Origin of the sequence: Haloplanus sp. C73 (genome assembly GCF_051195115.1) — an archaeon.
GTDB lineage: Archaea > Halobacteriota > Halobacteria > Halobacteriales > Haloferacaceae > Haloplanus.
This window is the reverse complement of record NZ_JBNTJZ010000003.1, coordinates 273,699-299,132: the sequence shown is the minus strand read 5'-3', so window position 1 is coordinate 299,132 and position 25,434 is coordinate 273,699. Positions and strand designations below refer to the sequence as shown.

Sequence of the window (25,434 nt, the reverse complement as noted above, 5' to 3'; positions counted from 1 at the left end):
CGAATGTAGGTGTCGGTTCGTCACCGACGACAACCACTATTACCGCCCGCCCCGCCGCACACGTATGGTCGACGCCGCGACGCTCGCTGGCTGGCCCGCCGTCGGGTCGCTCGCCGCCGGCGTCGGGTCACTCGCTCTCATGTGGTTCGTCCTCCGCTACCGGGGCCGCCCCGGTGCGCGCTGGTTTCTCGGCGTCCTCGCCGCCCAGACGCTGTGGTGTCTCGCCTACGGCGTCGGCCTCCTCGTTTTCGACCCCTTCGTTCGCCTCGCGTTCGAACTCGCCATGTGGGTCGGCATCGTCTGGACCGGCCTCACCTTCCTCGCCTTCGCGTTGCAGTACACCGGGCGCGGCGGCCTCGTCGCCGGCCGGTCGCTCGGCTCGTTTCTCGCCGTCGGCGTCGGCGCCACCCTGTTCGTCGTCACCAATCCGCTCCACGGCCTGCTGTGGGCGCAGTTTCGCCTCGCCCCCGTCTTCGGCGTCGCGACCGTCAGATACGCCATCCAGCCGCTGGGCGCGCTCCTCATCGGCGTGGCGACGCTCGCCGTCGTCGCCGGCGTCGTCCTCCTCGTCGACACCTTCCTCAACTACGGCCCGCTGTATCGGCGCGAGACGGCCGCCGTCACCGTGAGCGCGCTCCCGCCGGGCCTCGCCCTCCTCGCGTGGGCGGGCGGTGTCGGTCCCGTCCCACAACTCAACCTCGCCCCCATCATGTTCGTCCCGCACGTCGCGCTCGACGCTTACGCCTTCGGACGCGCCGAGATGTTCGAGCGCGACCCGACGACGGTCCGGGCCGCGGAGCGCACGGCTATCGACGACATCGTCGACCCCATCCTCGTCGTCGACCGCTCGGGCCGCGTCGTCAGGCTCAACCCCGCCGCCCGACGAGCGTTCGCCGACGCGGCCACCTCTCCCCTCGACCGGCCGCTCGCCGACCTCCTCGGCGTCTCGTTCACCGACTCGCTCGCCGATTCGCTCGCCGACCTCGGCCCCATCACCGCGACTGTCGACGGCGAGCGCCGGACCTACGCCGTCTCGGTGTCGCGGCTCTCAGACCCCGCGGCGACACACGTCGGCTGGACCGTCGTCTGCTCGGACATCACCGAGCGAGAGCGCCAGCGCCAGCAACTCGAAGTCCTCAATCGCATCCTCCGACACAACCTCCGGAACGACGCCGGCGTCGTCAACGGCTACGCCAAGACCCTCGCCGACCGACTGGAGGACCCGACGACGCGCCGCATGGCCGAGGCCATCGAAGAGCGGTCCGCCGCGCTCACGTCGCTCGGCGAGAAGGCCCGCACCGTCGACACCCTCCTCGACGGCGAACCGGCGACCCCGCTCCCGGTGGCCGAACTCGTCGAGGGCGTCGTCGCCGACGTTCGGGCCGACTTTCCGGACGCCGAGATTTCGCTCGACGTTCGGACCGACGTGACCGCGACCCTCGGCGAGCGGACGTTCGAGGCGGCCGTCGAGAACCTCGTCGAGAACGCCATCCGCCACCACGACGGCGCGGGCGTCGAACGCCCCGACGGCGGCCCGTGGGCGCGCGTCACCGTCGACGCCGACGCCGACACGCTGACCGTTCGCGTCGTCGACGACGGCCCCGGCATCCCCGAGGCCGAACGCGCTGCCATCGAGGCGGGGGCGGAGACGGACCTCCAGCACGGCTCCGGACTCGGCCTCTGGGTCGTCCACTGGGCGGTGGACGTCCTCGGCGGCACCGTCACGTACGACGACCGGGCGCCTCGGGGAACCGTGGCGACGCTCCGACTGCCGCTCTCGGCGTGAGTCCGCGACGCCCAAAGAGCCTTGAGCGTCGGCGCCGATACGCTCCTCGTGCTCGACCCGTCGGACTACGACACGGACGAACTCCGGTCGCTTGCCGGCTCTGACGCCACCGAGTCGACCGTCACCCTCCCGCGCGCCGACGGGTCGACGTACCGTCCGCCGACGCCCGACGAACCCTCTCACGAGCAGTGCGAGCGGCTGGTCGCCATCGGCGGCGTCGACCCCGCGGCGCTCGGCGAGCGGCCGTACCTTCCCACGTTTCCCGACGTGCCCGAGGGACGACGGGTCGGTCGCGACTGGATAGTTCATCTCGTTCGAACGGCGGGCGAACGCGAGACGCGGGACGCCCTCGACCGCTACCGGGCGCTCGGATGGCTTGGCGAAGACGCCGCCGCGACCCTCGCCGCCCGCGTCGACGACGCCGTCGCGGCGCTCGAACCCGGTGACGGCGAACTCGACCGCGCCGACGACCTCCTCGGATTCGCTCACGTCGTCCGGTTGCGCGCCATCGCGACCCGCGAGTGAGCGCCATCGACTTCGCAACACTCATATGCGATTCGTGGCTAGAAACTCGTGACGACCGGAGTCGACCGGCGTCGTGTCAGTCCCATGGGGTAGCGGCCAATCCTGAAGCCTTCTGGGGGCTTCGACCCAGGTTCGAATCCTGGTGGGACTACTTTTCGTTCTCACTCCCCGAGCCACAGGTGCCGTTACTGCGCGCTCCCGCTCTGGGTCGGCAGTTTCGGGACGAGCCACGCGAGGAAGGCGTCGGGACTCCGGGTCTGCGTCCACACCGTCCCCTCGCCGCTGAACTCACAGACGAGACCCTCGCCGCTGAACAGCGTCGATTTGACCCCGCCGACGCGTTTGACCTCGAAGTCGAGCGTCTCCTCGAACGCGACGATGTGCCCCGTGTCGACGACGCGCGTCTCGCCCGCCTCGATGTGGTGTTCGTCGATGGCGCCGTAACTCGAGATGAAGGCCGGGCCGGTGCCGGTGAGTTCGAGCAAGAACAGTCCCTCACCGCCGAAAAACGACTTCCCACCGCCGAACGTCGTGTCGACGTCGATGCTCGGGTCGGAGGCGACGAAGGACGTCGACTGGACGAACAGCGTCTCGCCGTCCAACGGGTGATGTTGGACGTCGCCGGCGAGGGCCGGCGCAAGGTCCAACTGGCTCTCGCCGTTCGCGGTGAAGGTGTTCATGAAGAAGGATTCGCCGCCGAACACGGACCGCGACAGCGACTTCAACAGTCCGCCCTCGGCCTGCGTCTCGATGTCGATGTCGCCGGTGTAGCCCACCATCGCACCGCCCTCTGTCCGGACCGACTCGCCGGCGTCGAGCGTGAGCGTGAGTTGGGCGTACGACGGCCGATGACTGATTTCGTGGTCCATGCCGTCAGTTCGGCGAGCTGATATATAGGTGCAGCGCCGGTCACACCGCTGGCATCGCCACCCAGAATCGGTTCGCGTATGGCGAACCATAATTTCGATACCCGCAATAATTTATACCGGGAATCCCAACACTCGACCGTCTAATGACGGACGATTCACCCCACGGTACGGGAGACTCGAATCACGACTCCCTGACGACTGACGGCGGTGAGGCAGTCGGGCATTCCCGCAAGTCCAACGCGGACTGGTGGCCGAATCAGTTGGACCTCTCCATTCTCGACGACAACGCCAGCGACATCGGTCCGCTGGACGAGGACTTCGACTACGCCGAGGCGTTCGAGGAACTCGACTTCGAGGCGGTGAAAGAGGATATCGAAGAGGTACTGACGACGTCGCAGGACTGGTGGCCAGCGGACTACGGTCACTATGGCCCGCTGTTCATCCGGATGGCGTGGCACAGCGCCGGGACGTACCGAACCAAAGACGGACGCGGCGGCGCGTCCGGCGGTCACCAGCGCCTCCCGCCAATCAACAGTTGGCCGGACAACGTCAACCTCGACAAGGCCCGGCGCCTGCTCTGGCCGGTCAAACAGAAGTACGGTCGCAAGCTCTCGTGGGCCGACCTCATCATCCTCGCCGGCAACGTCGCACTGGAGTCGATGGGATTCGAGACGTTCGGCTTCGGCGGCGGCCGCAAAGACGACTTCAAGGGCGACGACGCCGTCGACTGGGGCCCCGAAGACGAGTGGGAGGTCACGTCCTCCGAGCGCTTCGACGAGGAGGGTCACCTCAAGCACCCGCTCGGAAACACCGTCATGGGCCTCATCTACGTGAATCCGGAGGGTCCGAACGGCGAGCCTGACCTCGAAGGCTCCGCACAGAACATCCGCGAGACGTTCAGCCACATGGCGATGAACGACAAGGAGACGGTTGCGCTCATCGCCGGCGGCCACACCTTCGGGAAGGTTCACGGCGCCGACTCCGGCGACAACCTCGGCCCGGAACCGGAGGCCGCCCCCATCGACAAGCAGGGCCTCGGCTGGGAGAACGAGTTCGGCGAGGGCAAGGGTCCCGACACCATCACTAGCGGTATCGAAGGCCCGTGGAACACCACGCCGACCCAGTGGGACATGAGCTACGTCACCAACCTGCTCACCTACGACTGGGAGCCGGAGAAGGGTCCCGGTGGCGCGTGGCAGTGGACGACGAAAAACGACGAACTCGACAACGCCGCGCCGGGCGTGCAGGACCCCGGCGACAAGGAGGACGTGATGATGCTGACGACGGACGTCGCCCTGAAACACGACGACGACTTCCGGGCCGTCCTCGAGGAGTTCCGCGACGACCCGCGCGAGTTCCAGTCTTCCTTCGCGAAGGCGTGGTACAAGCTCATCCACCGCGACATGGGCCCGCCGGAGCGACTCCTCGGTCCGGAGGTGCCGGACGAGACGATGCTCTGGCAGGACCCGCTTCCCGACGCGGACTACGACATCGTCGACGAGGACGACGTCGCCGAACTCGAAGCCCTCATCGCCGACTCCGGCCTGTCCATCTCCGAGCGCGTCAAGACGGCGTGGGCGGCGGCGTCGACGTACCGCCACAGCGACAAGCGCGGCGGCGCAAACGGCGCGCGCATCCGCCTCGAACCCCAGCGTAGCTGGGAGGTCAACGAGCCGGACCAGCTCGAAACCGTGCTGGAAGCGTACGAGGAGATTCAGGCGGCGTTCAACGAGTCGCGCGACGACGACACGCGAGTGTCGCTCGCCGACCTCATCGTTCTCGGTGGCAACCTCGCCGTCGAGCAGGCCGCCGCGGACGCCGGCTACGACGTCGACATTCCGTTCGAGCCGGGCCGCACGGACGCCACGCAGGAACAGACCGACGTCGAGTCGTTCGAGGTGCTCGAACCCGAAGCGGACGGGTTCCGTAACTACCTCGGCGACCCGGACGACTACGAACCGAAGCCGGAGGAACTGCTGGTCGACCGGGCCGAACTGCTGGGTCTGGACGCCTCCGAGATGACCGTCCTGCTCGGCGGCCTCCGAACCCTCGGTGCGACCTACCAAGACACCGACCGTGGCGTCTTCACCGACGACACGGACGCACTGACCAACGACTTCTTCGCGACCCTGCTCGGCATGGACCACGAGTGGGTGCCCGTCGACGACGACGAGCGAGTCTTCGAGATTCGCGACCGCGAGACGGGAGAGACGGAGTGGGAGGCCACCCGATTCGACCTCATCTTCGGGTCGAACTCCCGACTCCGCGCCATCGCGGAAGTCTACGGCGCCGACGACGGCGAGGAGAAGTTCGTGCAGGACTTCGCCGACGCGTGGCACGACGTGATGTCCAACGACCGCTTCGACCTCGAATAACTGATTTCGCGGGCCGCGGTGGCCCGCTCTCTCTTGTCGACGCCGTTTCCCGACCGGTGCGTATTCCCGTTCCGGTCACGTACCGCGCCACCGATGGTCTCTCAGCGTGCCGCCGAGGTGACCCCGTTTCTGGCGATGGACGTGCTCGAACGGGCGAACGCCATGGACGACGTGATTCATCTCGAAGTTGGCGAACCGGATTTCTCGCCCCCGGAGCGCGTGTTCGAGACGGCAATCGACGCCCTCCGCGCGGGCCACACGAACTACACCGCCGCCCGCGGCAAGCCCGACCTCCGGCGGGCCATCGCCGCCCACTACGACCGCGAGTACGGTGTCGACGTCGACCCCGACCGAATCGTCGTCACGCCCGGCACCTCGCCCGCCCTCCTCCTCGCGATGGCCGCTCTCGTCGACCCCGGCGACGAGGTGGTCCTCACCGACCCGCACTACGCCTGCTACCCCAACTTCGTGCGGGCGGTCGACGGGCGCGTCCGGACCGTCCCGCTCCGCCCGAGCGACGGGTTCCAGCCCCGACTCGCCGACTTCGACGCCGCGGTGACCGCGGACACGGCGGCGCTGGTGCTCAACTCGCCGGCCAACCCCACCGGGGCGGTGATGGACGGTGACACGCTGGCGGGTCTCGCCGACATCGCCACGGCGGCAGAGGCAACGCCCGTCGTCGATGAGGTGTATCACGGTCTCTCCTACGACGCCGCCGAACACACGATGCTCGAATACACGGACGACGCCGTCGTGTTGAACGGGTTCTCGAAGCGGTTCGCGATGACTGGCTGGCGTCTCGGCTGGATGGTCGTTCCCCCCGCTCTCGTCGACGCGGTGAATCGCCTCGCGCAGAACCTCCTCATCTGTGCGCCCAACTTCGTCCAAGAGGCGGGCGTCGCGGCGCTCGAAACCCCATCCGGACGCTTACAGGAGATTCGCGAGACCTACCGCGAGCGCCGCGACCGACTGGTCGAGGCCGTGACCGACTGGGGGCTCGACCTCGGTTACACGCCACAGGGCGCGTACTACCTGCTCGCGGACGTGAGCCACCTGCCGGGCGACTCGCTCGATATCGCGACCCTGCTGTTAGAAGAAGCGGGCGTCGCCGTCACGCCCGGCGTCGATTTCGGCTCGGAAGCCGCCGGCTATCTCCGGTTTTCCTACGCGACCGACGTGGAGGCCATCGAGACGGCGATAGCGCGCATCGAGCGGGTGTTGGAGACGGAGCTTAACTGACCCACTCGTCGGAGGCGGCGGCCGTCTCGAACAGGCTGTCGATTTCGCTGGTGTCGAGCGACGACACGATGCCGTCCATCTCCTCCTGTAACCGCTCGCGGCGCTCCACGAGGTCGGCGTAGCGCTCGCTCTCGGCGAGTTCCGCCCGCGTCTTCTCCGCTTCCAGCGTCCCAATCTTCTGCATCAGGCCGTACAGGGTGGTCATCTTCTCGCCGTAGCGCTCTATCCCGAGCAGTCGGTCCACGACCTCTTGGAGTCGCTCCCCGTCGACGGGTTTCGAGACGTAGTGGTCGAACGGCATCTCGACGATGTCGAAGTCGGGGTCGACGGCCGTGACCATCGCGACCCGGCAGTCGTACCCCGCCTCGCGGATGCGTTCGAGCACCTCGTCGCCCGACAGCCCCGGCATATGTCGGTCGAGCAACACCACGTCGATGTCGTCCATCCGCTCCAGCGCTTTCTCGCCATCTGTCGCAGTCACGACGTGGTAGTCGTCCTGCAACCAGAGCTGAAACGCCTCGCAGACGCGCGGTTCGTCGTCGACGATGAGCACCGACCCCTGCTCGGTGTCCTCGTCCGCGAGGTCTGTGTACTGTCCGTCGCTGGCTGTGTCGTTTTCGGTCATACTGTCTCTAGTTCGAAGCGCGCGCCGCCGCCGGCTCCCGTCGTCGCCGTGACGCTCCAGCCGTGGGCGCGGGCGATTTCGTCGACGATGCTCAGGCCGAATCCCGTTCCGTTCTCGCTCGTGGTGTAGCCGTGGTCGAACAGCCGGTCCGTGTCGGCGTCGCCGAACCCCGGTCCGTCGTCGACGACGGCGAAGCCCCGGTCCCCATCGAGCGGTTCGACCCGGACCGTCAGCGCGTCGGCGGCGGGCCGATTGTCTGTGGAGCTGTGCTCCACACTGTCGCCGGACCCTGTCCGGCTGTTTGTGGAACCATGTTCCACACTGTTCCGAAACAAGTTCTCGAACAGCGTCCGGAGGCGTTCGGGGTCGGCGTCGACCGTCGGCAGGTCGTCGACGACGAGCGTCGCGTCGCCGGTGTCGGTCGTCTCCCACGCCTCCTCGGCGACGCTGGCGAGGTCGACGGGTTCGGGTTCACCGACGGTTTCGCCCTGTTTGGCCAGCGTCAGCACGTCGCCGATGAGTTCGTCCATCCGGTCGAACACCGCATCGAGTTCGTCGAGCGCCTCGTCGTCGCCCGCCTGTGCCACCGCGAGCGTCGCTCGCGCGGTCTGGAGCGGGTCGCGAAGGTCGTGCGAGACGATACTCGCGAACCGTTCGAGGCGCTCGTTCTGCCGTTCGAGTTCCTTCTCGCGCTCGACCCGTCCGGAGATGTCGCGCATGATGCCCGAGAACACGCGTTCGCCCTCGTAGCTGTGTTCCTCGAAGGTGATGGAGAGTGACACCTCCTCGCCGTCGCGGCGCTTTCCCCGGAGTTCGATGTCGTTCCAGTCCAGTTCCCGCTCGCCGGTTTCGAGATAGCGGTCGACGGCGGCGAGATGCGCGCCGTGGAACCGCTCGGGCATGATTTTCGTCAGTTTCTCGCCGATTAGCTCCTCGGGTTGGTAGCCGAAGACGCGCTCGACGGCCTCGTTGGCGTAGAGAATCGTGCTGTGTTCGTCGATGGAGACGATTGCGTCCGAGCCGTTCTCGACCAGCGAGCGAAAGAACTCGGTGTCCCGGACGAGCGAGTCCAACTCACCCGTCGAGACGCGCAACTCTTCCGACGGCCCGGACGATGCCATTACCAACTGTTGGTGATGCACGACTAAATACTCCATGGCGCGACCGTCGCCAGCGCTCGCCGGCAGCTATTTTTCACTCCCCGCTCTCTCGGCGGTATGACCGGCTTCACGGCGCTCCGCTTGCTCGACGCGCGCCGCCTTCGCGCGCTCGCGCTCGCCGCCGGTGTCGACCCCGTGGACGCCGTCCCCCGACGCGACACACCACCCGATGCCGACCTCCTCGACCTGACCGCCGACCCCTTCGACGACGTCGCCGACGTCTTCGACCGTCTGCGCGAACTGGAGCGTCGGCTCCGCTCTGCGGGCGACCGCCGTGCCGTTTTTCTCACCATCTACACTCGGATGACCGCCGCCGTTCGCGACGCTATCGACGCCGGCCGCTTCGCCGACGGCCCGTGGATGCGCCGCTACACCGTCACTTTCGCCGACCACTACCGGCGCGCCTTCGACGCCTTCGAGCGGGGGCGCCTCAGCGCCGTCCCCGACCCGTGGCTCGTCGCCTTCGGCACCGCCCGCGCCGGCGACGCCCTCGTCGCACAGGACGCCTTCCTCGGCATCAACGCCCACATCAACTACGACCTCGCGCTGGCGCTCCACGAGATAGGTATCGACCCGAATCGCCACCGCAAACGCGCCGACCACGACGAAATCGACGCCGTCCTCACCGACCTCATCGACGCCCAGCAAGCGGCGCTGACGGACCTCTACGCGCCCGGTCTGGCCGATGTCGACGCCACTCTCGGCCCGGTCGACGAGGCGCTCTCGTTGTTCTCGATGACCGAAGGGCGCGCGCAGGCGTGGCGCCTCGCGACCGTTCTGACCGACGCGTCGTGGCTGTTCGTCCGGCGGTGTGCGAGATGGCTGCTCCGAGCCACGGCCGTCGGTGGGGCAGTCGTCACTCGCTCGCCACCGCTCGATTCGACCCTTCTCGCGGCGCTCCGGCGCGTCGAGCGCGGTGTCGACCTCGAGACGATGCTCACGCAACTCGCTGCGCGCCTCGACGGCGTGGACTGACACCGCAGCGCCGTTCGTGACTGCTTTTATTTCGGCCGCGGTTCTCTGTTGGCGTATGGTTTCCACTGGTGACACGGCGCCGACGTTCACAGCGACTCTCGGTACCGCGGAGCACGAATCGTTCGACCTCGACGACCACCTCGGCGACGGCCCGGTCGTCCTCGCCTTCTTCCCCGGCGCGTTCACACCGCCCTGCCGTAACGAGATGCTCGCGCTGCAGGAGCATCTCGACGACTTCGAGGACGCCGGGGCGACGGTGTTCGGTATCAGCGCCGACTCGCCGTTCTCGCAGGGCGCGTTCCGCGAGGAGCACGGACTGGAGTTCGACCTCGTGAGCGACATGGCCGGCGACGCCATCCGAGCCTATGGGCTCGAGATGTCGATTCCGGACCTCGGACTCCACGGCATCGCGAACCGCGCGGTGTTCGTACTCGATTTGGACGGCACCGTCACGTTCAGTTGGGTCGCCGACGACCCGACGAACGAACCCGACTACGAGGCGGTCCTCGACGCGGCGCGCTCTGCCTGAGGCTACCGGTCCAGCATCGAGCGCAGCGTCCCGAGTAGCGTGGGTTCGGACCCCTCGAACCGGCGAAGCTGTGCGGCGTCGGTAAACGCCGCGCGCCCGAGGAGGAGGCTGGCCGTCATGCTGGTCAGCCCGCCCGCCGCGAATATCATCCCCATGATGACGAACTGGTACTGCGCGGCGTAGATGGGGTTTGCTCCACCCAGAATCATCCCCGCCATCATGCCGGGGATGTACACCAACCCGAGCGTCCGCATCGCGTCGACGACGGGGATGAGCGACGCGCGGACGGACTCGGTGACGAACTCCGAGATGGCGCGTTCGGGCGGGACACCGAGCGCGAGTACCGCCTCTATCTCCTCGCGATTCGACTCCACCTCGCTCTGGAAGCGGTCCAGCGTCAGCGAGTTGGTCTTCATCGCGTTGGCGATTATCATCCCGCCGACGGGGACGAGATTCCGGACCGTCCGCTCGATGGCGCCCGCCGCGACCATGGTCACGATGACGACGGCGGAGCCGACGCCGAGCGCGACCACCGAGATGCGGAAGGCGTTCGGCACGCCGGCGCCGCGCTTGCGCGACTCCCACGCCGCGTAACACACCATCGCCCCGAGTAGGAGCCCGGAGTACGACAGCGGGACGGCAAAGAGCACGCCGATGAGCGCGCCCATGGCAACCACCTGCACGAATCCGCGGACGAACGAGCCGGCGAGTTCGCGCTCCACCCCGAGGTTACGGAGCGAGGCGATGCCGACGACGATGGCCGCGAGCGCCGTCGCCGCCGCCACCTGATACAGCCCGCGGACGACCACGGGGTCTCGCAGTTGGTCGGGAAGCGCCATCAGCCGAGCACCTCCCGCGATGGACCCACGTCGACCAGACGGCCCTCGTGAAGTCGAGCCACACGGTCGGCCAACCGGTCGGCCTGTCGCTCGTCGTGCGTGACGAGGATGACCGTCCGCTCGCTCGACGTCAGTCGGTCGGCGAGCAGACGCTCGACCGTCGCCTCCGCGTCGCTGTCGAGGCTCGCGGTCGGTTCGTCGAGCAGGAGTACCTCGGGGTCGTTGACGACGGTTCGGGCGATAGCCACTCGCTGTGCTTCGCCGCCCGAAAGGTCGCCCGTCTTCCGGTCGGCGTAGCCGGCGAGGGCGACGGCGTCGAGTACCTCGGCGAGCCGCGATTCGGAGACCGTCTCGCCCCGCAGTCGGGGGCCGATGGTGACGTTCTCCCGTACGGTCCCTGCTCGGAGCGCGGGATTCTGTGGCACCAGCCCCACCCGCTTCCGGAGCCGTTCGGGAGCGAGCGTTCGGTAGTCGGTTCCGTCGAGAAACACGGTCCCGCCGGTCGGTTCGTCGAGTCGGACGAGCAGGCGAAGCAGCGACGACTTCCCGGCGCCGGATGGGCCGACGAGAGCCATCGTCTCCCCGCTCGCGACGTCGAGTGACACGCGGTCGAGAATGCGTTCGTCCCCGAGTTCGTAACTCAACTCGTCGGCGCGTACGTTCGTCATTGGGGCGTCCCGTACCGACCGTACCTCCGCCCATCGCATGAACGTTCGGTCCCGAAAAACCGAAGGGTTATCCATGACAATAGATACCACATGACGACCGACGCGACGATAGACACCGGCGAGGTACCGATAACCGGCGCCATCGTCGAGCGCGTGGCCGAAGGCGTCGACCCCGACCCAGCGACCATCGTCGATGCGCTGCTGACGCTCAATCCGGAGTTGCTCGGGCGACACGCCGAGTTCGAGCGACTCGGCGACTACGTCACGGTCGACGGGACGCGAGCCTATCGGGTCGGCCGGAGCGAGTGGGACGACCTCCTCGACGGCTTCGAGTTCGACCCCTCGCTGGCCGCGGCGGTTCGACTCGCCCACACCGAACAGGCGCGAAACCATTTCACGACGACCGTCGGCGCTGACGACCGGTTCGCGACCGACGAGGTGGGCGTCGTCATCGGTATCGACACTGCCGAGCAGTTCTGACGGGCACGTAGAAATAGGTCGCGTCGCGGTGTCTGCTGGCCCACCTGCGGGCCGCTTACGCCTCGCCTTTTCGTGTCTGTTCGACCGTCACGACCGGCACGTCCGCGTTGGCCAAGATGAGCTTCGAGACGCTCCCGAGCAGAATCTTCCCGAGCCCCGTCCGCTTTCGCGACCCGATGACGATGTAGTCCGGGTTGAGTTCTTCGGCCACTTGCAGGATGTGATTCGCCGTCCGCCCCGTCGGCAGGTCACGGCGCGTCTGCTCCGGCATGATGCGGAGGTCGATGTCCTCCAAATCCCCAGTGACCGACGTGACGATGTCTTCGACCTGTTTGCGGGCCGCCTCCTCGTCCCCGTCTTCGGGCACGACGTGGAGAATCACGAGGTCCATGTCCATGCTCGTCGCGAGGTCGTACGCCGTCTCGACGACGCCCTTGCAACCGGGGTCTCTGTCAATGGCTGTCAGTATCACCATGCTATCAGTAATTCCTAACAATAATTAAATCGCTTTCGACCGCGTCATCATTACTCCGCGCGCCCGCCGCCGATTCGTCGCGTTCCGTCGCATCCCGCCGCTGTCCCCCGATTCCCGCAGATACAAGTTTGTTAAATGACCTTATATAACATGGTATGCATGATAAATCATGCAAAATGTGCACCTTTCCTCATTTATACCCTCTCTACGGTTGTTCATGAATTTGGATATGCGGCAGAGACCATCACGACTCATTTCGACGCCGAGTTACCTCGGCACTCCGGGGCGCATCGACCAACTTCAGCCAGGGACGAACTCGCTGACCGCGGGTGGTCACGCGTGAGTACGGAAGCCGCGACGGAGGCGCGCATCTCCGAGCCGCCGTCGAACCTGAAGGAGTTCCTGAGTTACATGGGCCCGGCGTGGGTGTTCACCGCCTCGCAGATTGGCGGCGGTGAGGTCCTGAGCGTCCCACTCGGTGGTGCGTACCTCGGGATGGAAGGCATCTGGCTCATCCCGCTCATCACCTTCACGAAGATTTTCGGCCAGTACTACCTCGTTCGCTACGGCGTCATGACGGGGGATACCTTCCTCGACGCCCTCTACGAGCGTAGCTGGGCGCTGAAGTGGATTTTCTACTACGTGTTCCTCGGCGGCCTCATCTACGCCATCGGCCTCTCCGGCCACTTGGGTGAGACTGCCGGCGCGTTCAACTCACTCGTTCCCGCCATCTCGAACACGGTGTGGATGATAATCACCGTCGTCGCGGGCCTGCTGGTCGTCGGCATGCGCTCGTACGGCCTCATCGAGAAGCTCGCGACGTCGCTGTTGTGGATATTCCTCGTCCTCATCGCGTTCGTCTCGCTCTCGACGATGAACGTCTGGGGGCCGAACCTCGCTTCCGGCCTCGTCCCGTCCATGCCCGGCCGCGTCGAAGGGCTCGGCGTCGGCGGCATGGCGTTCATCCTCACGATGTTCGGCTGGATTGGCGCCGGCTTCGGTCCGACCGTCTCCTACGTCTGGTTCGCGAAAGACAAGGTCATGGGGATGTTCGAACCGCTCGACAACGGCGTCGAAATCGACAAGTACGACCTGACCGACGAGGAGGTCGACCGACTCAAGGGCTGGGGCGACATCGTCCTCTGGCAGAACCTGCTCTCGTCGGCCATCCTCGCCATCTTCTCGTTCTTCATGTGGACGGCCGCCGCCGCGACCCTGCACGTGCAGGGCATTCAGCCGAGCGGCTTCACCGTCATCCCGGAGATGGCCGCCATCTTCACGACGCAGTTCGGCGAGTGGTCGGCGATTCTGTTCCTGCTGACTACCGTCGCCGCGCTGTTCTCGACGCTCATCGGTCCGATGTACGGGATGTCCCGACTCTGGGAGGACGCCTTCGCGCTCCACGGCCTCTTCGACAAGTACGCCATCACCCGTGACACCGTGTTCCGGATGACCATCGTCCTCTTTGCCGTCATCCCGCTCTCGCTGAACCTCTTCATCGAGGCGCCGCTCATCCTGTTCGCGCTCTCGGGCGCGCTGTTTGCCCCCGCAATCGGCCTCATGTACCTCGCTGTGATGTACATGTCCTTCGACATCGACATCGACTCGCTCTCGCCGACGCGCAAGTGGGCCGTCGGTCTCGCCATCTTCGCGGGAGTCGTGATGATTATCTCTGGTCTCTGGGAGGCACGCAGCTCCATCGAGACGATTCAGACGCTGCTCGGGCTGTAAGCCCGGCCGGCGTTTTCCTGCCTTCTTCGATACGCTACACCCGCTAGTGGCGACGCTTTCCGTCGGCGCTCGCAGACGAGCGCACTCGCCTTCGTTCGGTGACTCGGCTCCGCCCCACGACCACGCCAACCGGAGCACTATCGTCGCGCTGTCTCGGTGCGACGCCCCACATTTACCAGCTGTCGGGTCACCGGCGGCGCGGAGGATGCGCGTCGGAGTATCGCGTCGCGCCCGCCGTTCGTAACGTACGGCTGAACAAGCACCGGAACGCTCGCGACGACGAACGGACACCGCCGCGACCCTGCACAGCAGTCCGCAGGCGATGTCCGTGGCTTCCCCGGGGGCGTGCCGCCGACTCCGCACCCAGCGTCTCCCGTCGTCACGGCGACGCGCGAGCGCACCCGGCTCCGCGACACGGATACCGAGACACGAGGCCGATGACGAGGACCGTCGCAGTCTCCCTCTCCAAGCCTCACGTACGGCCGGTCCGCTCGCTCGGTGGCGCAGGTGCTAGCGGAACGAATCGCGAAAAAATCGAAACGGTCAGCGCCGCGTCAGTCGAGCGTCGGTTCGGCGTCGTCGAGGTTCTTCCGGGCCGAGTCGAGGAGGAGTTTCCGCTCGGCGCGGGCGACGACGCGTCGCACCTCGTCCACGGCGTCGATGTTCGAGGAGAGCGAACTGATGCCCTTCTCGACGAGGAACTTCGCCATGTCGGGGTGGGAGCCGGACTGGCCGGTGATGGTCGTGTCGACGTCGTGCTCGTTACACGCCTCGATGACCTCCGCCATCGCCTCCAGAATCGTGGGGTGGAAGTCGTCGAAGCGGTCGGCGACGTTCGCGTTGTTGCGGTCGACCGCCAGCATGAACTGGACGATGTCGTTGGTGCCGAGGGCGACGAAGTCGATACCCTCGTCGATGATTTCGTCGATGGACCGAATGCTGGCCGGCGTCTCAATCATCGCACCCCAGCGGCGCTCGTCGGGGTCGATGCCGACTTCCTCCATCAGCTCTCGCGCTCGACGCACGTCCTCTGCGTCGTTGGGGAGCGGGAACATGACCTCGACGTTGTCGTAGCCCATGTCGTGGAGGCGCTTGAACGCGCGCAGTTCCAGTTTGCACATCTCCGGCTCCTTCAGCGAGCGGCGGATGCCGCGGTAGCCGAGCATCGGGTTGTGCTCGTGGGGCTCTTTCTCGCCGCCTTCGAGTTCCGCGAGTTCGTCCGTCGGCGCGTCGAGGGTGCGCGCTCGCACCGGGCGCGGGTAGAACGCGTCCGCAACCTTCCGAATCTCCTCGGAAATCTCCTCGACGAAGGCCTCCTCGCCGTGGTCTTCGACGTACTTGTCCGGCGTCTTGCTCGTCGAGAGTAGGATGTGCTCCAGTCGGAGCAGGCCCACACCGTCCGCGCCGGTGTCTGCGGCCCGCTGGGCCGCGTCCGGGATGGAGACGTTCACCTTGACTTCCGTCGCCGTCGTCGGCGCGCCGCCCGTCGTCGGCTCGCGGGAGTCGTCGATGTCGGCCTCCTCTACCTCGACCGAGTCGTCTTCGGGTTCCGCGACGACGACGGTGCCTTTCTCGCCGTCGAGCGTGATGCGCTGGCCGTCCGTGAGGACGTCCGTCGCGTCACCACAGCCCACGATGGCGGGAACGCCGAGTTCGCGGGAGACGATGGCCGCGTGAGAGGTCATGCCACCCTCGTCGGTGATGATGCCCGCCGAGCGCTTCATCGCCGGCACCATGTCCGGCGCGGTCATCACCGTGACGATGACGTCGCCTTCCTCGATGCGGTCGGCTTCCTCGATGTCCTCGATGATTTTGACCGGTCCCGTCGCGACGCCGGGACTCGACCCATAGCCCGTGGTCAGTTCCGTGCCCGGTTCCAACTCCTCCTCGACTGCTGCGCTTTCGTTTGCCATTTAAATCTCGCCAATGCCCATGACTTCGTTCGTGAGTTCGATGCTCTCCTCCGCGTCGGCGTCGCCCATCATCGCTCGGATGGCGTCCACGTTCTCCGGCACCACGTCGCTCTCGCGGTGGATAGACTGGAAGAGGTGGAGCTGGTTGCCGTCGTCGACGGTGATGGAGTCCTCGAATATCTGGTTCTCGTAGAGGTTCATCCGGTCGCGGCCACGGTCGAGGGCGAACTCCTGCAGTTCCCACCCCGAATCGACGCCGAGGTCGCCGTCGATGACGTGGATTCGCGACTGGGACGCGAGCAGGTCACGGACCTCCTCCGCGCTGACGTCCTCGCCGAGTTCCACGTTGATGCCGTGGAAGTGGTGACGAACCGTCGGCACCTTCATGCCCATCGTCATGACCGGACCCATGTCCGGAATGACTTCGAGCGCGTCCGGGCCGTGGTGCGAGGGTAGCGTCACCGGGTCCGCGGAGGTGACCGCGTGCTCGCCCCGGCAGCGCACGAGCGTGATGCTCGCGCGTTCGACGCCGTACTCCTCGTGGAGCGGGGCGAACATCCGGTTCAGCCCCGTCGTGTTACAGGACACGATGCGGACGTAGTCCTTGTCCGTCGCTTCGGAGTAGTTGGCGCGTGCCGTGAAACTCGCGTCCGCAACGTCCGCGCCCTCGCCACCCTGAAAGAGGGCGGGCGTGTCGTGTTCCTCGTAGATGGGGCGGTACTCCGCGCCCATCCCGGCCGGCGTCGCGTCGGCGACGATGTCGCTCGCGTCGATGAGGTCCTCGATGTCGCCGGCGACGTCCATGCCGACCTCCGCCCAGCGGTCGTGACGCCCCTCGGGGACGTAGATGTCGTAGCCGCGGTCTGCGGCCGCGTCCGCCGTGTGGTTCGGACTGGCTTTCCCGATGCCGACGAGCTCCATGTCGGGCATCGAATTTACTGCGTCGGCAACCCGCTTGCCGATGGTACCGTACCCGTTGACGCCTACGCGGATCATACCGGTCGTTGATCTCAACCCCATATAGTGGCGACGCACCGCGCATATTTTGCATGAACTTTCGTATTTAACCGCTAGGGACACGGAGGGTCCATGTCAGCCACCGGCGACGCTCTCTAACTATGGACAATCCGAAACAACAGGTCTCGACCCGTGGCATCCGCATTCTGGGTCTGTTCGTCATCGTCTATCTCCTGATTGGCTCGTACATGTACTTCTATCTCGAACTCCCCGACCTCGCGTACGCGGCCTACGGCATTCTGAGCTGGGTCGGTGGGATGCTGCTGTTCTATCGCCTTCACACGTCGTACATGGCGAATTTCGACCCCTGAGCGGTCAATTCGCCGCTACAACGCCCGTCGACCAGCCCCTCGCTCGCCGTATTCCTCAGAAACAATCATGCACGTTACCGGCAGAATTCTTCAGTATCGTCCATTTTAATCATGGTCGATGATTACCTCGTTAAATATATTGGGGTCCAGCCATAATTTGCTAGCAGACCAATGGCCACTGTATCTGACCTGAACCAGTGGGAGCACGAGACGGGAGGACAGGTAAGCGACGCCCGAGTCGCGCTCGGAGCCGCGATGGTGGCCACCATCGCCGCCGTCGCCGGCGCGGGAGAGTTTCTCGGCCCGGCCGCCGGCGCACAGGCCGCCGCGGCGATGCTGCCGGTCGTCTTCCTCGCGACTCTCCGCGCACCGCTCGCGGACTGCTCTATCTACGCCGCTGCGCTCCGTCGATAACGCTCGTCTCTGACTCGCCGGTTTCGGCATCCGCCGTGTGATTTCTCACTCGCACCCACACAGCTGATAGCACCCGCTGGTCGGCGCTTCACGTCGACTCAAAAATCTGCCCTCAGTCTCAGTCCGCCGCATCGCTCGCCGGAGAGATGTTAGTCCGCGCCGTCGCGTGTCTCGCTCAGATGTTCCCAGATTTCCGTGCAGCCGGCACCGGCCTCGACGTCGGAGAGATGATTGTGCTCTTCGGCGTCGTCGTCTCGCTCGGCGTCGACCTGTGCCGACGCAGTTGCGGTCTCGCTTTTCTCAGTCATCATAACCCCCTACGCGTTCCGCTCCCATAAGGGCGTTCTAGGGCGTAATCACTACCCGTTCTCCCGCATGGAGGCGCTCCTTTCCGGTATCCGTGACGCCGATATTTCGGTCGAATCGACCGCCTGCTGTCGATTCGGCCCCCCTCACCCCCGGATTCGTCGTCTGACGACCGGCAAGCGCGTCCCGTGTCGACGGCCTTACCGCCCTCGGCGCCGATGGTACAGCTATGACGACCTCGGTTCACCAGCTCGACGACGGAGCCTGGGTCAGTGTCAACGACGCTCGTGAGGTGAACGTGAGCGACCTCTGGCGGCTCGCACGCCACGATTTCTGTTCCTGCCGGCTCGCGGACTTCCTCGCCGAGGGCTTCGTCGAAGTCGCGCCCGACGGCCGCGACGTCGAGGCGCGCATCGCCGGCCAGTGCATCCAGTGCGGGGCGAGCGGCGTCACCGACTGGCTGACCCTCGGCCGCGTCGACCTCGAAACCGACGAGTTCCGGTCTGTCGTCCCCGAGAGCACTCACGTCCCCGGTCGACGCTACCGGCTGGCGACACCGTCCTGACATCTCACATATAGCGACAAATATTGCCTCCTGTCCGGAGAGCCGGGGAAGGTTGACGGCGTGCTGGACCGTATATGTTTAGAACTATTCTAGTCCTCTATGCCGTCCAAGGTCGAGAGCTGGAAGGACGAAATCTACGGGATGGAGATACGCGACCATCTCCTCCGATTCGCGGAGGAGGGATGGGACGCCATCCCCGAGGACGAACACGACGCCTGGTTCGAGCGCTTCAAATGGTGGGGGCTGTACCACCAGCGGAAGGGTCAGGAGAGCTACTTCATGATGCGCATCGGGACGCCGATGGGCCGTATGACCCCCGAACAGCTACGAACCGTCGGCGAAGTCGCCCGAGAGTACGCCACGGGCCCCGTCGACAACCCCGAGTTCGGCGGCGCCTACGCCGACTTCACCACTCGCCAGTCGATTCAACTGCACTGGATTAAAATCGAGGACATCGCCGACATCTGGGACGAACTCGAATCCGTCGGCCTCTCGACGATGCAGGCGTGTGGTGACTCGTGGCGAAACATCGTCGGGTCGCCCGTCGCCGGCCGCGACGCCGACGAACTCATCAACGTCTGGCCCGTCGTTCAGGAACTCCACGAGACGTTCAAGGGTAACGACCTCTACGCCAACCTCCCCCGGAAGTGGAAAGTCGCCATGACCGGCGACCGCCGCGGCTCCGGACAGGGAGACATCAACGACCTTGCCTTCGAGCCTGCGACCAAGGAAATCGACGGTGAGGAAGTCGTCGGCTTCAACGTCAACGTCGGCGGCGGACTCTCCCGCAAGGAACCCCGATTCGCTCGCGATATCGACGTCTTCTGCCGCCCCGAAAACGCCAGCGACGTTGCTGCCGGTCTCTCTGCGCTCTTCCGTGACTACGGTGACCGTGAAGACCGATTCAACGCTCGCATCAAGTTCCTCGTCGACGAGTGGGGCCCCGAGAAACTTCGCTCGGTCCTGCAGGAGGAGTACGTGGACTACGAACTCCCGACCGCCGGACAGGGCCTCCGCGACGAGTACGACTACAACGCCGGCCGCTCGGGCGTCCACGGCGACTACGTCGGCGTCCACGACCAGAGCGACGGCCAGAACTTCGTCGGGCTCTACGTCACTGTCGGCCGCATGGGCGCCGACGACGTCATCGAACTCGCGGATCTCGCCGAGGAGTACGGCTCCGAGATGATTGGCCTGACCCAGCGCCAGAACGTCATCGTCGGCGACATCGCCGACGAGGACCTCGACGACTTCCTCGCAGAGGACCTCCTCGACGAACACTCGCCGGACCCGCACCCGTTCATGCGCGGCTCCATCGCCTGTACGGGCACCGAGTACTGCTCGCTCTCCATCGTCGAGACGAAGAATCGGATGGTCCGGTACGGGCGCTGGCTTCGGGACAACGTCGACCTCCCCGAGGGCGTCGACGACTTCCACATCCACCTCTCGGGCTGCACCGCCTCCTGTGCCCAGCCCCAGATTGCCGACATCAGCCTGCGCGGCATGAAGACCCGGAAGGACGGCGACGCCGTCGAGGCGTTCGACGTCGGTCTGGGTGGCGGCCTCGGCGAGAACCCGACCTTCGCCGATTGGGTCAAGATGCGCGTGCCCGCCGACGAGGTTCCGGGCTACATCGCCAACCTGCTCGACGCCTTCGAGGCGGAGCGCGAAAGCCCCGAACAGTCCTTCCGTGATTTCGTCGCCGCTCGCGACGAGGACGAACTCGCGGACCTCGCCGAGTCGGAGGAGACGAGTTACGAGGACCCGTACCTCGGCAACACGAAGATGACGTGGTACCCCTACGCCGAGGACACGTCGATGGACGCCTCGCCCGCGCCGACCGACGGGCAGGGCGAACCGCTCCCCTCGGACGACTAACATGGCCGACCGCGTGATGAAGGTCAACGCCTTCACGACGTTCGACCTCATCGACGCCAGCGTCGAGGGGCACGGCTTCGAGGAGGAGGCCTTCGCCACGCTCAACGTGCGCACGGCCCGCGAGGACCCCGAGGAGATAACGCTCGAACTCGAACTCGACAACACGCAACTCGACAACGTGCCGGCTCACGCCGACCGCGTCACCCTCACCGCCGACGAAGCCCGCACCCTCGCGACCGAACTACAGAAGGCCGCGGAGCGTGTGGATGCTACTGAAGACCAATGACCGACCAGGCGCTGATAGTCGCGGCACACGGCTCCCACCGAAACCCCGACTCGGCGACGCCGACTTACGAACACGTCGACGCCATTCGTGACCGCGGCTGTTTCGCGCAGGTCCGGGAGGCGTTCTGGAAGGAATCGCCCTCCTTCCGGGACGTGATTCGTACGGTCGACGCCGACGAAGCCTACATCGTCCCGCTGTTCATCAGCGAGGGCTACTTCGTCGACCAAGTGCTCCCCCGCGAGTTCGCCCTCGGTATCACCGATATGCGGGGCACCGACCACGAACCCGAGGTCATCTACACCGACCCCGTCGGGACGCATCCGGAGATGACCGACGTCGTCGCGGCGCGCGCCCGTCGCTACCTCGACGACGACGTGGCCGAGTCCGAGACGGCACTCGCGGTCATCGGGCACGGCACCGAGCGCAACCCCAACAGCGCCGACGCCATCTACAACCACGTCGACGCGCTCCGCGAGACGACTGACTTCGCAGAGGTGGGCGCCCTGTTCATGGACGAGGCGCCCTATGTCGACGACGTTCTGGAGGCGTTCGACGCCGACAACATCGCCGTCGTCCCCCTGTTTATCGCCGACGGCTTCCACACGCAGGACGAGATTCCGGAACTGCTGGGACTCACCGACGACCCGCGCGCCGGCTATCCCGTCCCCGGCGAGGTGTCGGGACGGCGCATCTGGTACACTTCGGCGGTGGGCACCGACCCCCTCATGCCCGAGGTGCTTCTCGAACGCGCCGCCGACGCGGGCGCCGATATCGACCACACGGCCCCCGAGACGGCGCCCGTCCGCCCGGACGCCGCCGACGCCTTCGTCTCGTGGGTCGATTCCGCCACGACCCGCGAGTGGGGCGAACTCGCGGTCACCCACACCGACGCGGGCTACGCGCTCCGCCATCACGCCGACGCCGACGCGTCCCGCGAGGCGCTGTCGACGCGTGACCTCGACGAATTTCGGTCGTTCGCCCGTAGCGACGACGACGGTCGCTACCGCCCCTTCGCGGGCGAGGAGTCGCTCCCGACCGGGTGGACCCTCGACGGCCTCGACGCGGACGGCCTTTGTCGCGCCGTCGCGGCCGTCTACCCCGCCGCCATCGAGACGTGGCACGACGACCCCGACGCCGTGCCGTACCGCGAGGTTGCGGCGCGACAGACCGGCATCTACGAGCGGGTGTCGAACCTCTCCCGTGAGGGACTTATCGACGTGACGACCGCGGTGTGTGGCAACTGCGCCAAGCGCCGCGACTGGGACGAGTCGGCCGACGACTCGCTGCCCGTCGAGCGCGGCGCGGGGGAACTTCCCTGCCGCGAACCGTGTTCGTTCCTCGTGGCCGCGGCCCGCGAGATGCTCGTCGACGAGCCGCTCGACCCGGACGAACAGGCACCTGACCACCCCGACGCCGACGTGCCGCCGGGCGACCTGACCGACCCGGCTAACCGCTATCGGGTCCGCTACCGGCAGGCACGCGGCGCCCCCGAACCAACCCACTGATGAGTACGACCACCACCGGCACCGTCTACCTCGTCGGCGCGGGTCCGGGCGACCCCGACCTGCTGACGGTCAAAGCCCGGCGCCTGCTCGACGAGGCCGACGTCGTCCTCCACGACTCGCTCGTGGGTGACGGCGTCGTCGAATCGATTCCCGACGGCACGCGCGTCGAAAACGTCGGCAAGCGCGCCGACGGCGAGCGCACGCCACAGGCAGAAATCAACGACCGCCTCGTCCAAGAGGCCCGCGCCGGCCGCGACGTGGTGCGTCTGAAAGGCGGCGACCCCACTATCTTCGCCCGCGGGGGCGAGGAGGCGGAACACCTCGCCAGTCACGGCGTCGCCTTCGACGTCGTCCCCGGCATCACCAGCGCCATCGCCGCGCCCGGCGTCGCGGGCATTCCCGCGACCCACCGCGACCACGCTTCGACCCTCGCCGTCGTGACGGGGCACGAGGACCCGACGAAGGCAGATAGCGCACTCGACTGGGGCGCGCTCTCCAGCCTCGTCGACGCCGGCGGGACGCTCGTCATCCTGATGGGCGTCGGTCGGCTCCCCGACAACGTCGCCGCGCTCCGCGAACACGGCGTCGCGCCCGAGACGCCCGTCGCGATGGTCGAGCGGGCGACCCTGCCCGACGAGCGCGCCGTCACCGGCACGCTCGACACTATCGTCGACCGCGCGGACGAGGCGAGCGTCGAACCGCCCGCCGTGACCGTCGTCGGACAAGTCGTCGGCGTCCGCGAGACGGTCGCACACTGTCTCGGCGGCTCCGACGCGCTGGCCGACGTCTCCGTTTCGGCCGGTCCGGAAGGCGTCGTGGAGGTGAACCGTCAATGAGCGACACGCACGGCGAGTGGCCGCTCAAACGCCTCATGACCGAGGTTGTCGGCTCTGGCACCAAATCTGCGGAGGACATGAACCGCGAGCAGGCCGCCGAGGCCATGCGTCGCATCTTCGCGGGCGAACCGGACCCGACGACGCTCGGCGCCTTCTGGCTAGCCAACCGCTGGAAGCACAACACCGCCGAGGAACTCGCCGCGTTCACCGACGAGATGTGCGAGCGCGTGGAGTACGCCACACCCGACGCCGACCCCGTCGACTGCGGCGCCAACTACGACGGCAAGGGTCGCTCGGCGATTCTGGGCGTCGGTGCCGGCGTCGTCGCCGCCGCGGCGGGCACGCCCGTCGTCACGCATTCGGGCGACCGTGTCCCCACCCAGAAACAGGACGCGTACAAGCACGTCCTCGACGAACTCGGCGTGGCGACCGAACTCACGCCCCGGGACTCCGCCGCGATGGTCGACGAAACGGGCTTTGGCTTCTACTACCAGCCGGCGTTCAACCCGGCCGTCGCCGACCTGTTCGACCGCCGCGACCAGATGGGCGTACGAACCTTCGTCAACACGGTCGAGACACTCGCCAACCCCGCCGGCGCGAGCGTCCACCTCGGCTCCTTCTATCACCTCTCCTTCGCGAAGAAGGTGGTCGAGACGTTCGAGCAGAGCGAGGTTCACGACCTCGACCGCGTCATCATGTTCCAAGGGATGGAGGGGTACGACGACATCCGCCCCGGCTACACCAAGGTCGCCGACTGGTCCGCGGACGGCACCTTCGACGACTACGAGATAGAGACCGCGGAGTACGGCATGGACTTCGAGGAGGCGGACCTCCACGTCGACAGCGTGGCTGAAGACAGCGCCCGTCTCACGCGCGAAGTCCTCGACGGCGAGCGGACCGGCCACTGGCGCGACGCCGTCGCGCTCAACGCCGCCTTCCGCATCTACGCCGGCGGCGACGCCGACTCGCTCGACGCGGGCCTCGACGCCGCCCGCGAGGCCATCGACGACGGCTCCGCCGCCGCCGTCCTCGACGACCTCCGGGCGTTCTGAGGAGACACCTTTTACTCGCGCGTCCCCTCGTCCCGACCATGGGAGACGACGTACTCCGACCGAGCGACGTCGGCGATTCCGACGCGCCGCCGGTCGCGGACAAGCCCTACAAGATAATTTTCGAGGCGAACAAGTGTTTCGGGGCGGGGAAATGCGCCGAAGTCTCCTCGAACTGGGACCTCGACCTCGACACCGGGCTGGCGCGCCCGAAGACGTACTACGTCGCTGAGGACGACCTGGACCACAACGTCCGCGCGGCGGAGGTCTGTCCGGCGAAGAAAGGCCGGGGCGTCATCCACGTTATCGACCGCCGGACCGACGAGGAAATCGCGCCCGACCCCGACGGCGACGGCAGTCTGAGCGTCGACTGGTAGCTAGAGTTCGTCGTCGACAACGCTCTCGACGGCCGCCCGGACGGCGGCGGTGGTCCCGTTCTCGCGCGCCGCGGTCCACACCGCTTCCGACTTGGCGGCGGCCCGTATCGCGTCGCGTCGGCGCTCGGGGTCGACACCCCGTTCTTTGAGGGCCTCGCGTATCTCGCTCACCGCCGTCGCCACCAGCCCCGCGCCGTCGACGACCGACTCCAGTTCGCGGCGCAGATGCCGACTCACGGCGGGGCTGGTCCCGCCCGTCGTGACGGCGACGCCCACCGGGTCGTCGTCGACGGTAGCCGGCACGACGACGCTCTGTGGGCCGCGCTCGCCGCTCCGGTCGGCCCGGTTGACGAGGATGCCGGCCTCGGTCGCTTCGCGCTCGATGGCCTCGTTGAGCGCCGACTCGTCCGTCGCGGCGACGACCAGCGCCGGGTCGGCGGCGTCGAGCCACGCGCTCACGTCCTCGGGCGCCGGCGCCGCGCGGACGAACTCGCTGTCTCCGAAATCCGCGTCAGCGAAGGCGGGACTGACGACGACGACGCGCGCCTCGGAGGCGAATCGTCTGGCTTTCCGGGCGCCGACGGCGCCGCCCCCGAACACCAGCACCACCTCGTCCTCGAAGTCGTGAACCAGCGGAATCACACTCGCACCTCGCGGGCCGCGGTGAAAAGCCGTCGGTCGTCCCCGAATCGTTTTGTCGT

Annotated in this window: 26 protein-coding genes, 1 tRNA gene and 1 pseudogene; 18 read left to right on the top strand and 10 right to left on the bottom strand. The window is 66.8% G+C overall.

Translation table 11 applies throughout. From position 1 onward, the window contains the following. The first annotated feature begins 64 nt into the window (after positions 1-64). The 3 genes from ACQUSQ_RS08055 (at position 65) to ACQUSQ_RS08045 (ending at position 2,462) form a co-directional block, all read left to right on the top strand. On the top strand, positions 65-1,786 hold the full coding sequence (locus ACQUSQ_RS08055; protein WP_435068103.1) for a histidine kinase N-terminal 7TM domain-containing protein: 1,722 nt from the start codon (positions 65-67) through the stop codon (positions 1,784-1,786). Between the two features lie 48 nt (positions 1,787-1,834). After that, positions 1,835-2,311, top strand: a complete 477-nt coding sequence (locus ACQUSQ_RS08050; RefSeq protein ID WP_435068102.1) for a FlaD/FlaE family flagellar protein — start codon at positions 1,835-1,837, stop codon at positions 2,309-2,311. A gap of 78 nt (positions 2,312-2,389) precedes the next feature. Then, a tRNA-Gln gene (locus tag ACQUSQ_RS08045) sits at positions 2,390-2,462 on the top strand. A 34-nt stretch (positions 2,463-2,496) separates the two neighbouring features. Here ACQUSQ_RS08045 and ACQUSQ_RS08040 read toward each other — a convergent pair. After that, positions 2,497-3,180 carry a TIGR00266 family protein gene (locus ACQUSQ_RS08040; RefSeq protein ID WP_435068101.1) on the bottom strand — a complete coding sequence of 228 codons (684 nt, stop codon included), beginning with the start codon at positions 3,178-3,180 and terminating at the stop codon, positions 2,497-2,499. A gap of 143 nt (positions 3,181-3,323) precedes the next feature. Between ACQUSQ_RS08040 and katG the strand changes: the two genes are divergently transcribed. After that, the gene (gene katG / locus ACQUSQ_RS08035; protein ID WP_435068099.1) at positions 3,324-5,555 is read left to right on the top strand and encodes a catalase/peroxidase HPI; all 2,232 of its coding nucleotides are present in this window, start codon (positions 3,324-3,326) and stop codon (positions 5,553-5,555) included. Between the two features lie 93 nt (positions 5,556-5,648). Then, complete coding sequence (locus tag ACQUSQ_RS08030; RefSeq protein WP_435068098.1) at positions 5,649-6,794, top strand: pyridoxal phosphate-dependent aminotransferase; 1,146 nt, start codon at positions 5,649-5,651, stop codon at positions 6,792-6,794. On the opposite strand, the gene ACQUSQ_RS08025 is transcribed toward ACQUSQ_RS08030, so the two are convergent. Further along, positions 6,787-7,419, bottom strand: coding sequence for a response regulator (locus tag ACQUSQ_RS08025; protein WP_435068096.1), 633 nt, complete (start codon positions 7,417-7,419; stop codon positions 6,787-6,789). The genes ACQUSQ_RS08030 and ACQUSQ_RS08025 overlap by 8 nt on opposite strands. Beyond that, positions 7,416-8,540 carry a two-component system sensor histidine kinase NtrB gene (locus tag ACQUSQ_RS08020; protein ID WP_435068094.1) on the bottom strand — a complete coding sequence of 375 codons (1,125 nt, stop codon included), beginning with the start codon at positions 8,538-8,540 and terminating at the stop codon, positions 7,416-7,418. Before ACQUSQ_RS08020 ends, ACQUSQ_RS08025 begins: the two co-directional genes overlap by 4 nt. 96 nt (positions 8,541-8,636) lie before the next feature. Here ACQUSQ_RS08020 and ACQUSQ_RS08015 point away from each other — a divergent pair, with 96 nt between their 5' ends. Next, positions 8,637-9,554, top strand: a complete 918-nt coding sequence (locus tag ACQUSQ_RS08015) for a DUF5995 family protein (protein ID WP_435068093.1) — start codon at positions 8,637-8,639, stop codon at positions 9,552-9,554. Between the two features lie 55 nt (positions 9,555-9,609). Continuing rightward, a complete protein-coding gene (locus ACQUSQ_RS08010) occupies positions 9,610-10,083 on the top strand; it encodes a redoxin domain-containing protein (protein WP_435068091.1) in 474 nt (157 codons plus the stop codon). 2 nt (positions 10,084-10,085) lie between these two features. Here ACQUSQ_RS08010 and ACQUSQ_RS08005 read toward each other — a convergent pair whose 3' ends face one another. Together ACQUSQ_RS08005 and ACQUSQ_RS08000 are read right to left on the bottom strand one after the other, a co-directional pair. Next, positions 10,086-10,922 carry an ABC transporter permease gene (locus ACQUSQ_RS08005; protein ID WP_435068089.1) on the bottom strand — a complete coding sequence of 279 codons (837 nt, stop codon included), beginning with the start codon at positions 10,920-10,922 and terminating at the stop codon, positions 10,086-10,088. After that, positions 10,922-11,590 (bottom strand): ABC transporter ATP-binding protein, encoded by a 669-nt coding sequence (locus tag ACQUSQ_RS08000; RefSeq protein ID WP_435068087.1) that lies wholly within the window; start codon positions 11,588-11,590, stop codon positions 10,922-10,924. The genes ACQUSQ_RS08005 and ACQUSQ_RS08000 overlap by 1 nt, the downstream gene beginning before the upstream one ends. A gap of 90 nt (positions 11,591-11,680) precedes the next feature. Here ACQUSQ_RS08000 and ACQUSQ_RS07995 point away from each other — a divergent pair, with 90 nt between their 5' ends. Then, the gene (locus ACQUSQ_RS07995) at positions 11,681-12,070 is read left to right on the top strand and encodes a hypothetical protein (protein WP_435068085.1); all 390 of its coding nucleotides are present in this window, start codon (positions 11,681-11,683) and stop codon (positions 12,068-12,070) included. Between the two features lie 55 nt (positions 12,071-12,125). Here ACQUSQ_RS07995 and ACQUSQ_RS07990 read toward each other — a convergent pair whose 3' ends face one another. Beyond that, positions 12,126-12,545: a universal stress protein gene (locus ACQUSQ_RS07990; protein ID WP_435068083.1), complete on the bottom strand. Its 420-nt coding sequence runs from the start codon at positions 12,543-12,545 to the stop codon at positions 12,126-12,128. A 339-nt stretch (positions 12,546-12,884) separates the two neighbouring features. Here ACQUSQ_RS07990 and ACQUSQ_RS07985 point away from each other — a divergent pair, with 339 nt between their 5' ends. After that, a complete protein-coding gene (locus tag ACQUSQ_RS07985) occupies positions 12,885-14,276 on the top strand; it encodes an Nramp family divalent metal transporter (protein ID WP_435068082.1) in 1,392 nt (463 codons plus the stop codon). Between the two features lie 554 nt (positions 14,277-14,830). Here ACQUSQ_RS07985 and ACQUSQ_RS07980 read toward each other — a convergent pair. Together ACQUSQ_RS07980 and ACQUSQ_RS07975 are read right to left on the bottom strand one after the other, a co-directional pair. After that, positions 14,831-16,147, bottom strand: a pseudogene (locus ACQUSQ_RS07980) (putative PEP-binding protein); the annotation flags it as partial. A 42-nt stretch (positions 16,148-16,189) separates the two neighbouring features. Continuing rightward, a complete protein-coding gene (locus ACQUSQ_RS07975) occupies positions 16,190-17,185 on the bottom strand; it encodes a type II glyceraldehyde-3-phosphate dehydrogenase (protein WP_435068080.1) in 996 nt (331 codons plus the stop codon). 122 nt (positions 17,186-17,307) lie between these two features. Between ACQUSQ_RS07975 and ACQUSQ_RS07970 the strand changes: the two genes are divergently transcribed. Further along, the gene (locus tag ACQUSQ_RS07970) at positions 17,308-17,517 is read left to right on the top strand and encodes a hypothetical protein (RefSeq protein WP_435068079.1); all 210 of its coding nucleotides are present in this window, start codon (positions 17,308-17,310) and stop codon (positions 17,515-17,517) included. A 171-nt stretch (positions 17,518-17,688) separates the two neighbouring features. Next, on the top strand, positions 17,689-17,931 hold the full coding sequence (locus ACQUSQ_RS07965) for a hypothetical protein (RefSeq protein WP_435068077.1): 243 nt from the start codon (positions 17,689-17,691) through the stop codon (positions 17,929-17,931). Positions 17,932-18,080: 149 nt separating this feature from the next. Here the strand turns inward: ACQUSQ_RS07965 and ACQUSQ_RS07960 are convergent, their stop codons facing one another. Continuing rightward, positions 18,081-18,239 carry a hypothetical protein gene (locus tag ACQUSQ_RS07960; RefSeq protein ID WP_176791229.1) on the bottom strand — a complete coding sequence of 53 codons (159 nt, stop codon included), beginning with the start codon at positions 18,237-18,239 and terminating at the stop codon, positions 18,081-18,083. Positions 18,240-18,466: 227 nt separating this feature from the next. On the opposite strand from ACQUSQ_RS07960, the gene ACQUSQ_RS07955 reads away from it, so the two are divergent. From ACQUSQ_RS07955 to ACQUSQ_RS07925, 7 genes are all read left to right on the top strand, one after another. After that, the gene (locus ACQUSQ_RS07955) at positions 18,467-18,802 is read left to right on the top strand and encodes a hypothetical protein (RefSeq protein WP_435068075.1); all 336 of its coding nucleotides are present in this window, start codon (positions 18,467-18,469) and stop codon (positions 18,800-18,802) included. Between the two features lie 99 nt (positions 18,803-18,901). Next, positions 18,902-20,680, top strand: a complete 1,779-nt coding sequence (locus ACQUSQ_RS07950; protein ID WP_435068073.1) for a nitrite/sulfite reductase — start codon at positions 18,902-18,904, stop codon at positions 20,678-20,680. A gap of 1 nt (position 20,681) precedes the next feature. Then, the gene (locus tag ACQUSQ_RS07945; RefSeq protein WP_435068071.1) at positions 20,682-20,966 is read left to right on the top strand and encodes a DUF6360 family protein; all 285 of its coding nucleotides are present in this window, start codon (positions 20,682-20,684) and stop codon (positions 20,964-20,966) included. After that, positions 20,963-22,471 carry a CbiX/SirB N-terminal domain-containing protein gene (locus ACQUSQ_RS07940; RefSeq protein WP_435068070.1) on the top strand — a complete coding sequence of 503 codons (1,509 nt, stop codon included), beginning with the start codon at positions 20,963-20,965 and terminating at the stop codon, positions 22,469-22,471. The genes ACQUSQ_RS07945 and ACQUSQ_RS07940 overlap by 4 nt, the downstream gene beginning before the upstream one ends. Then, positions 22,471-23,307 (top strand): uroporphyrinogen-III C-methyltransferase, encoded by an 837-nt coding sequence (gene cobA, locus ACQUSQ_RS07935; protein WP_435068069.1) that lies wholly within the window; start codon positions 22,471-22,473, stop codon positions 23,305-23,307. The genes ACQUSQ_RS07940 and cobA overlap by 1 nt, the downstream gene beginning before the upstream one ends. Beyond that, positions 23,304-24,359 (top strand): anthranilate phosphoribosyltransferase, encoded by a 1,056-nt coding sequence (locus tag ACQUSQ_RS07930; protein ID WP_435068067.1) that lies wholly within the window; start codon positions 23,304-23,306, stop codon positions 24,357-24,359. Before cobA ends, ACQUSQ_RS07930 begins: the two co-directional genes overlap by 4 nt. A gap of 38 nt (positions 24,360-24,397) precedes the next feature. Continuing rightward, complete coding sequence (locus ACQUSQ_RS07925; protein WP_435068065.1) at positions 24,398-24,733, top strand: ferredoxin; 336 nt, start codon at positions 24,398-24,400, stop codon at positions 24,731-24,733. On the opposite strand, the gene ACQUSQ_RS07920 is transcribed toward ACQUSQ_RS07925, so the two are convergent. Beyond that, a complete protein-coding gene (locus tag ACQUSQ_RS07920) occupies positions 24,734-25,375 on the bottom strand; it encodes a precorrin-2 dehydrogenase/sirohydrochlorin ferrochelatase family protein (RefSeq protein WP_435068064.1) in 642 nt (213 codons plus the stop codon). Positions 25,376-25,434: the final 59 nt, after the last annotated feature.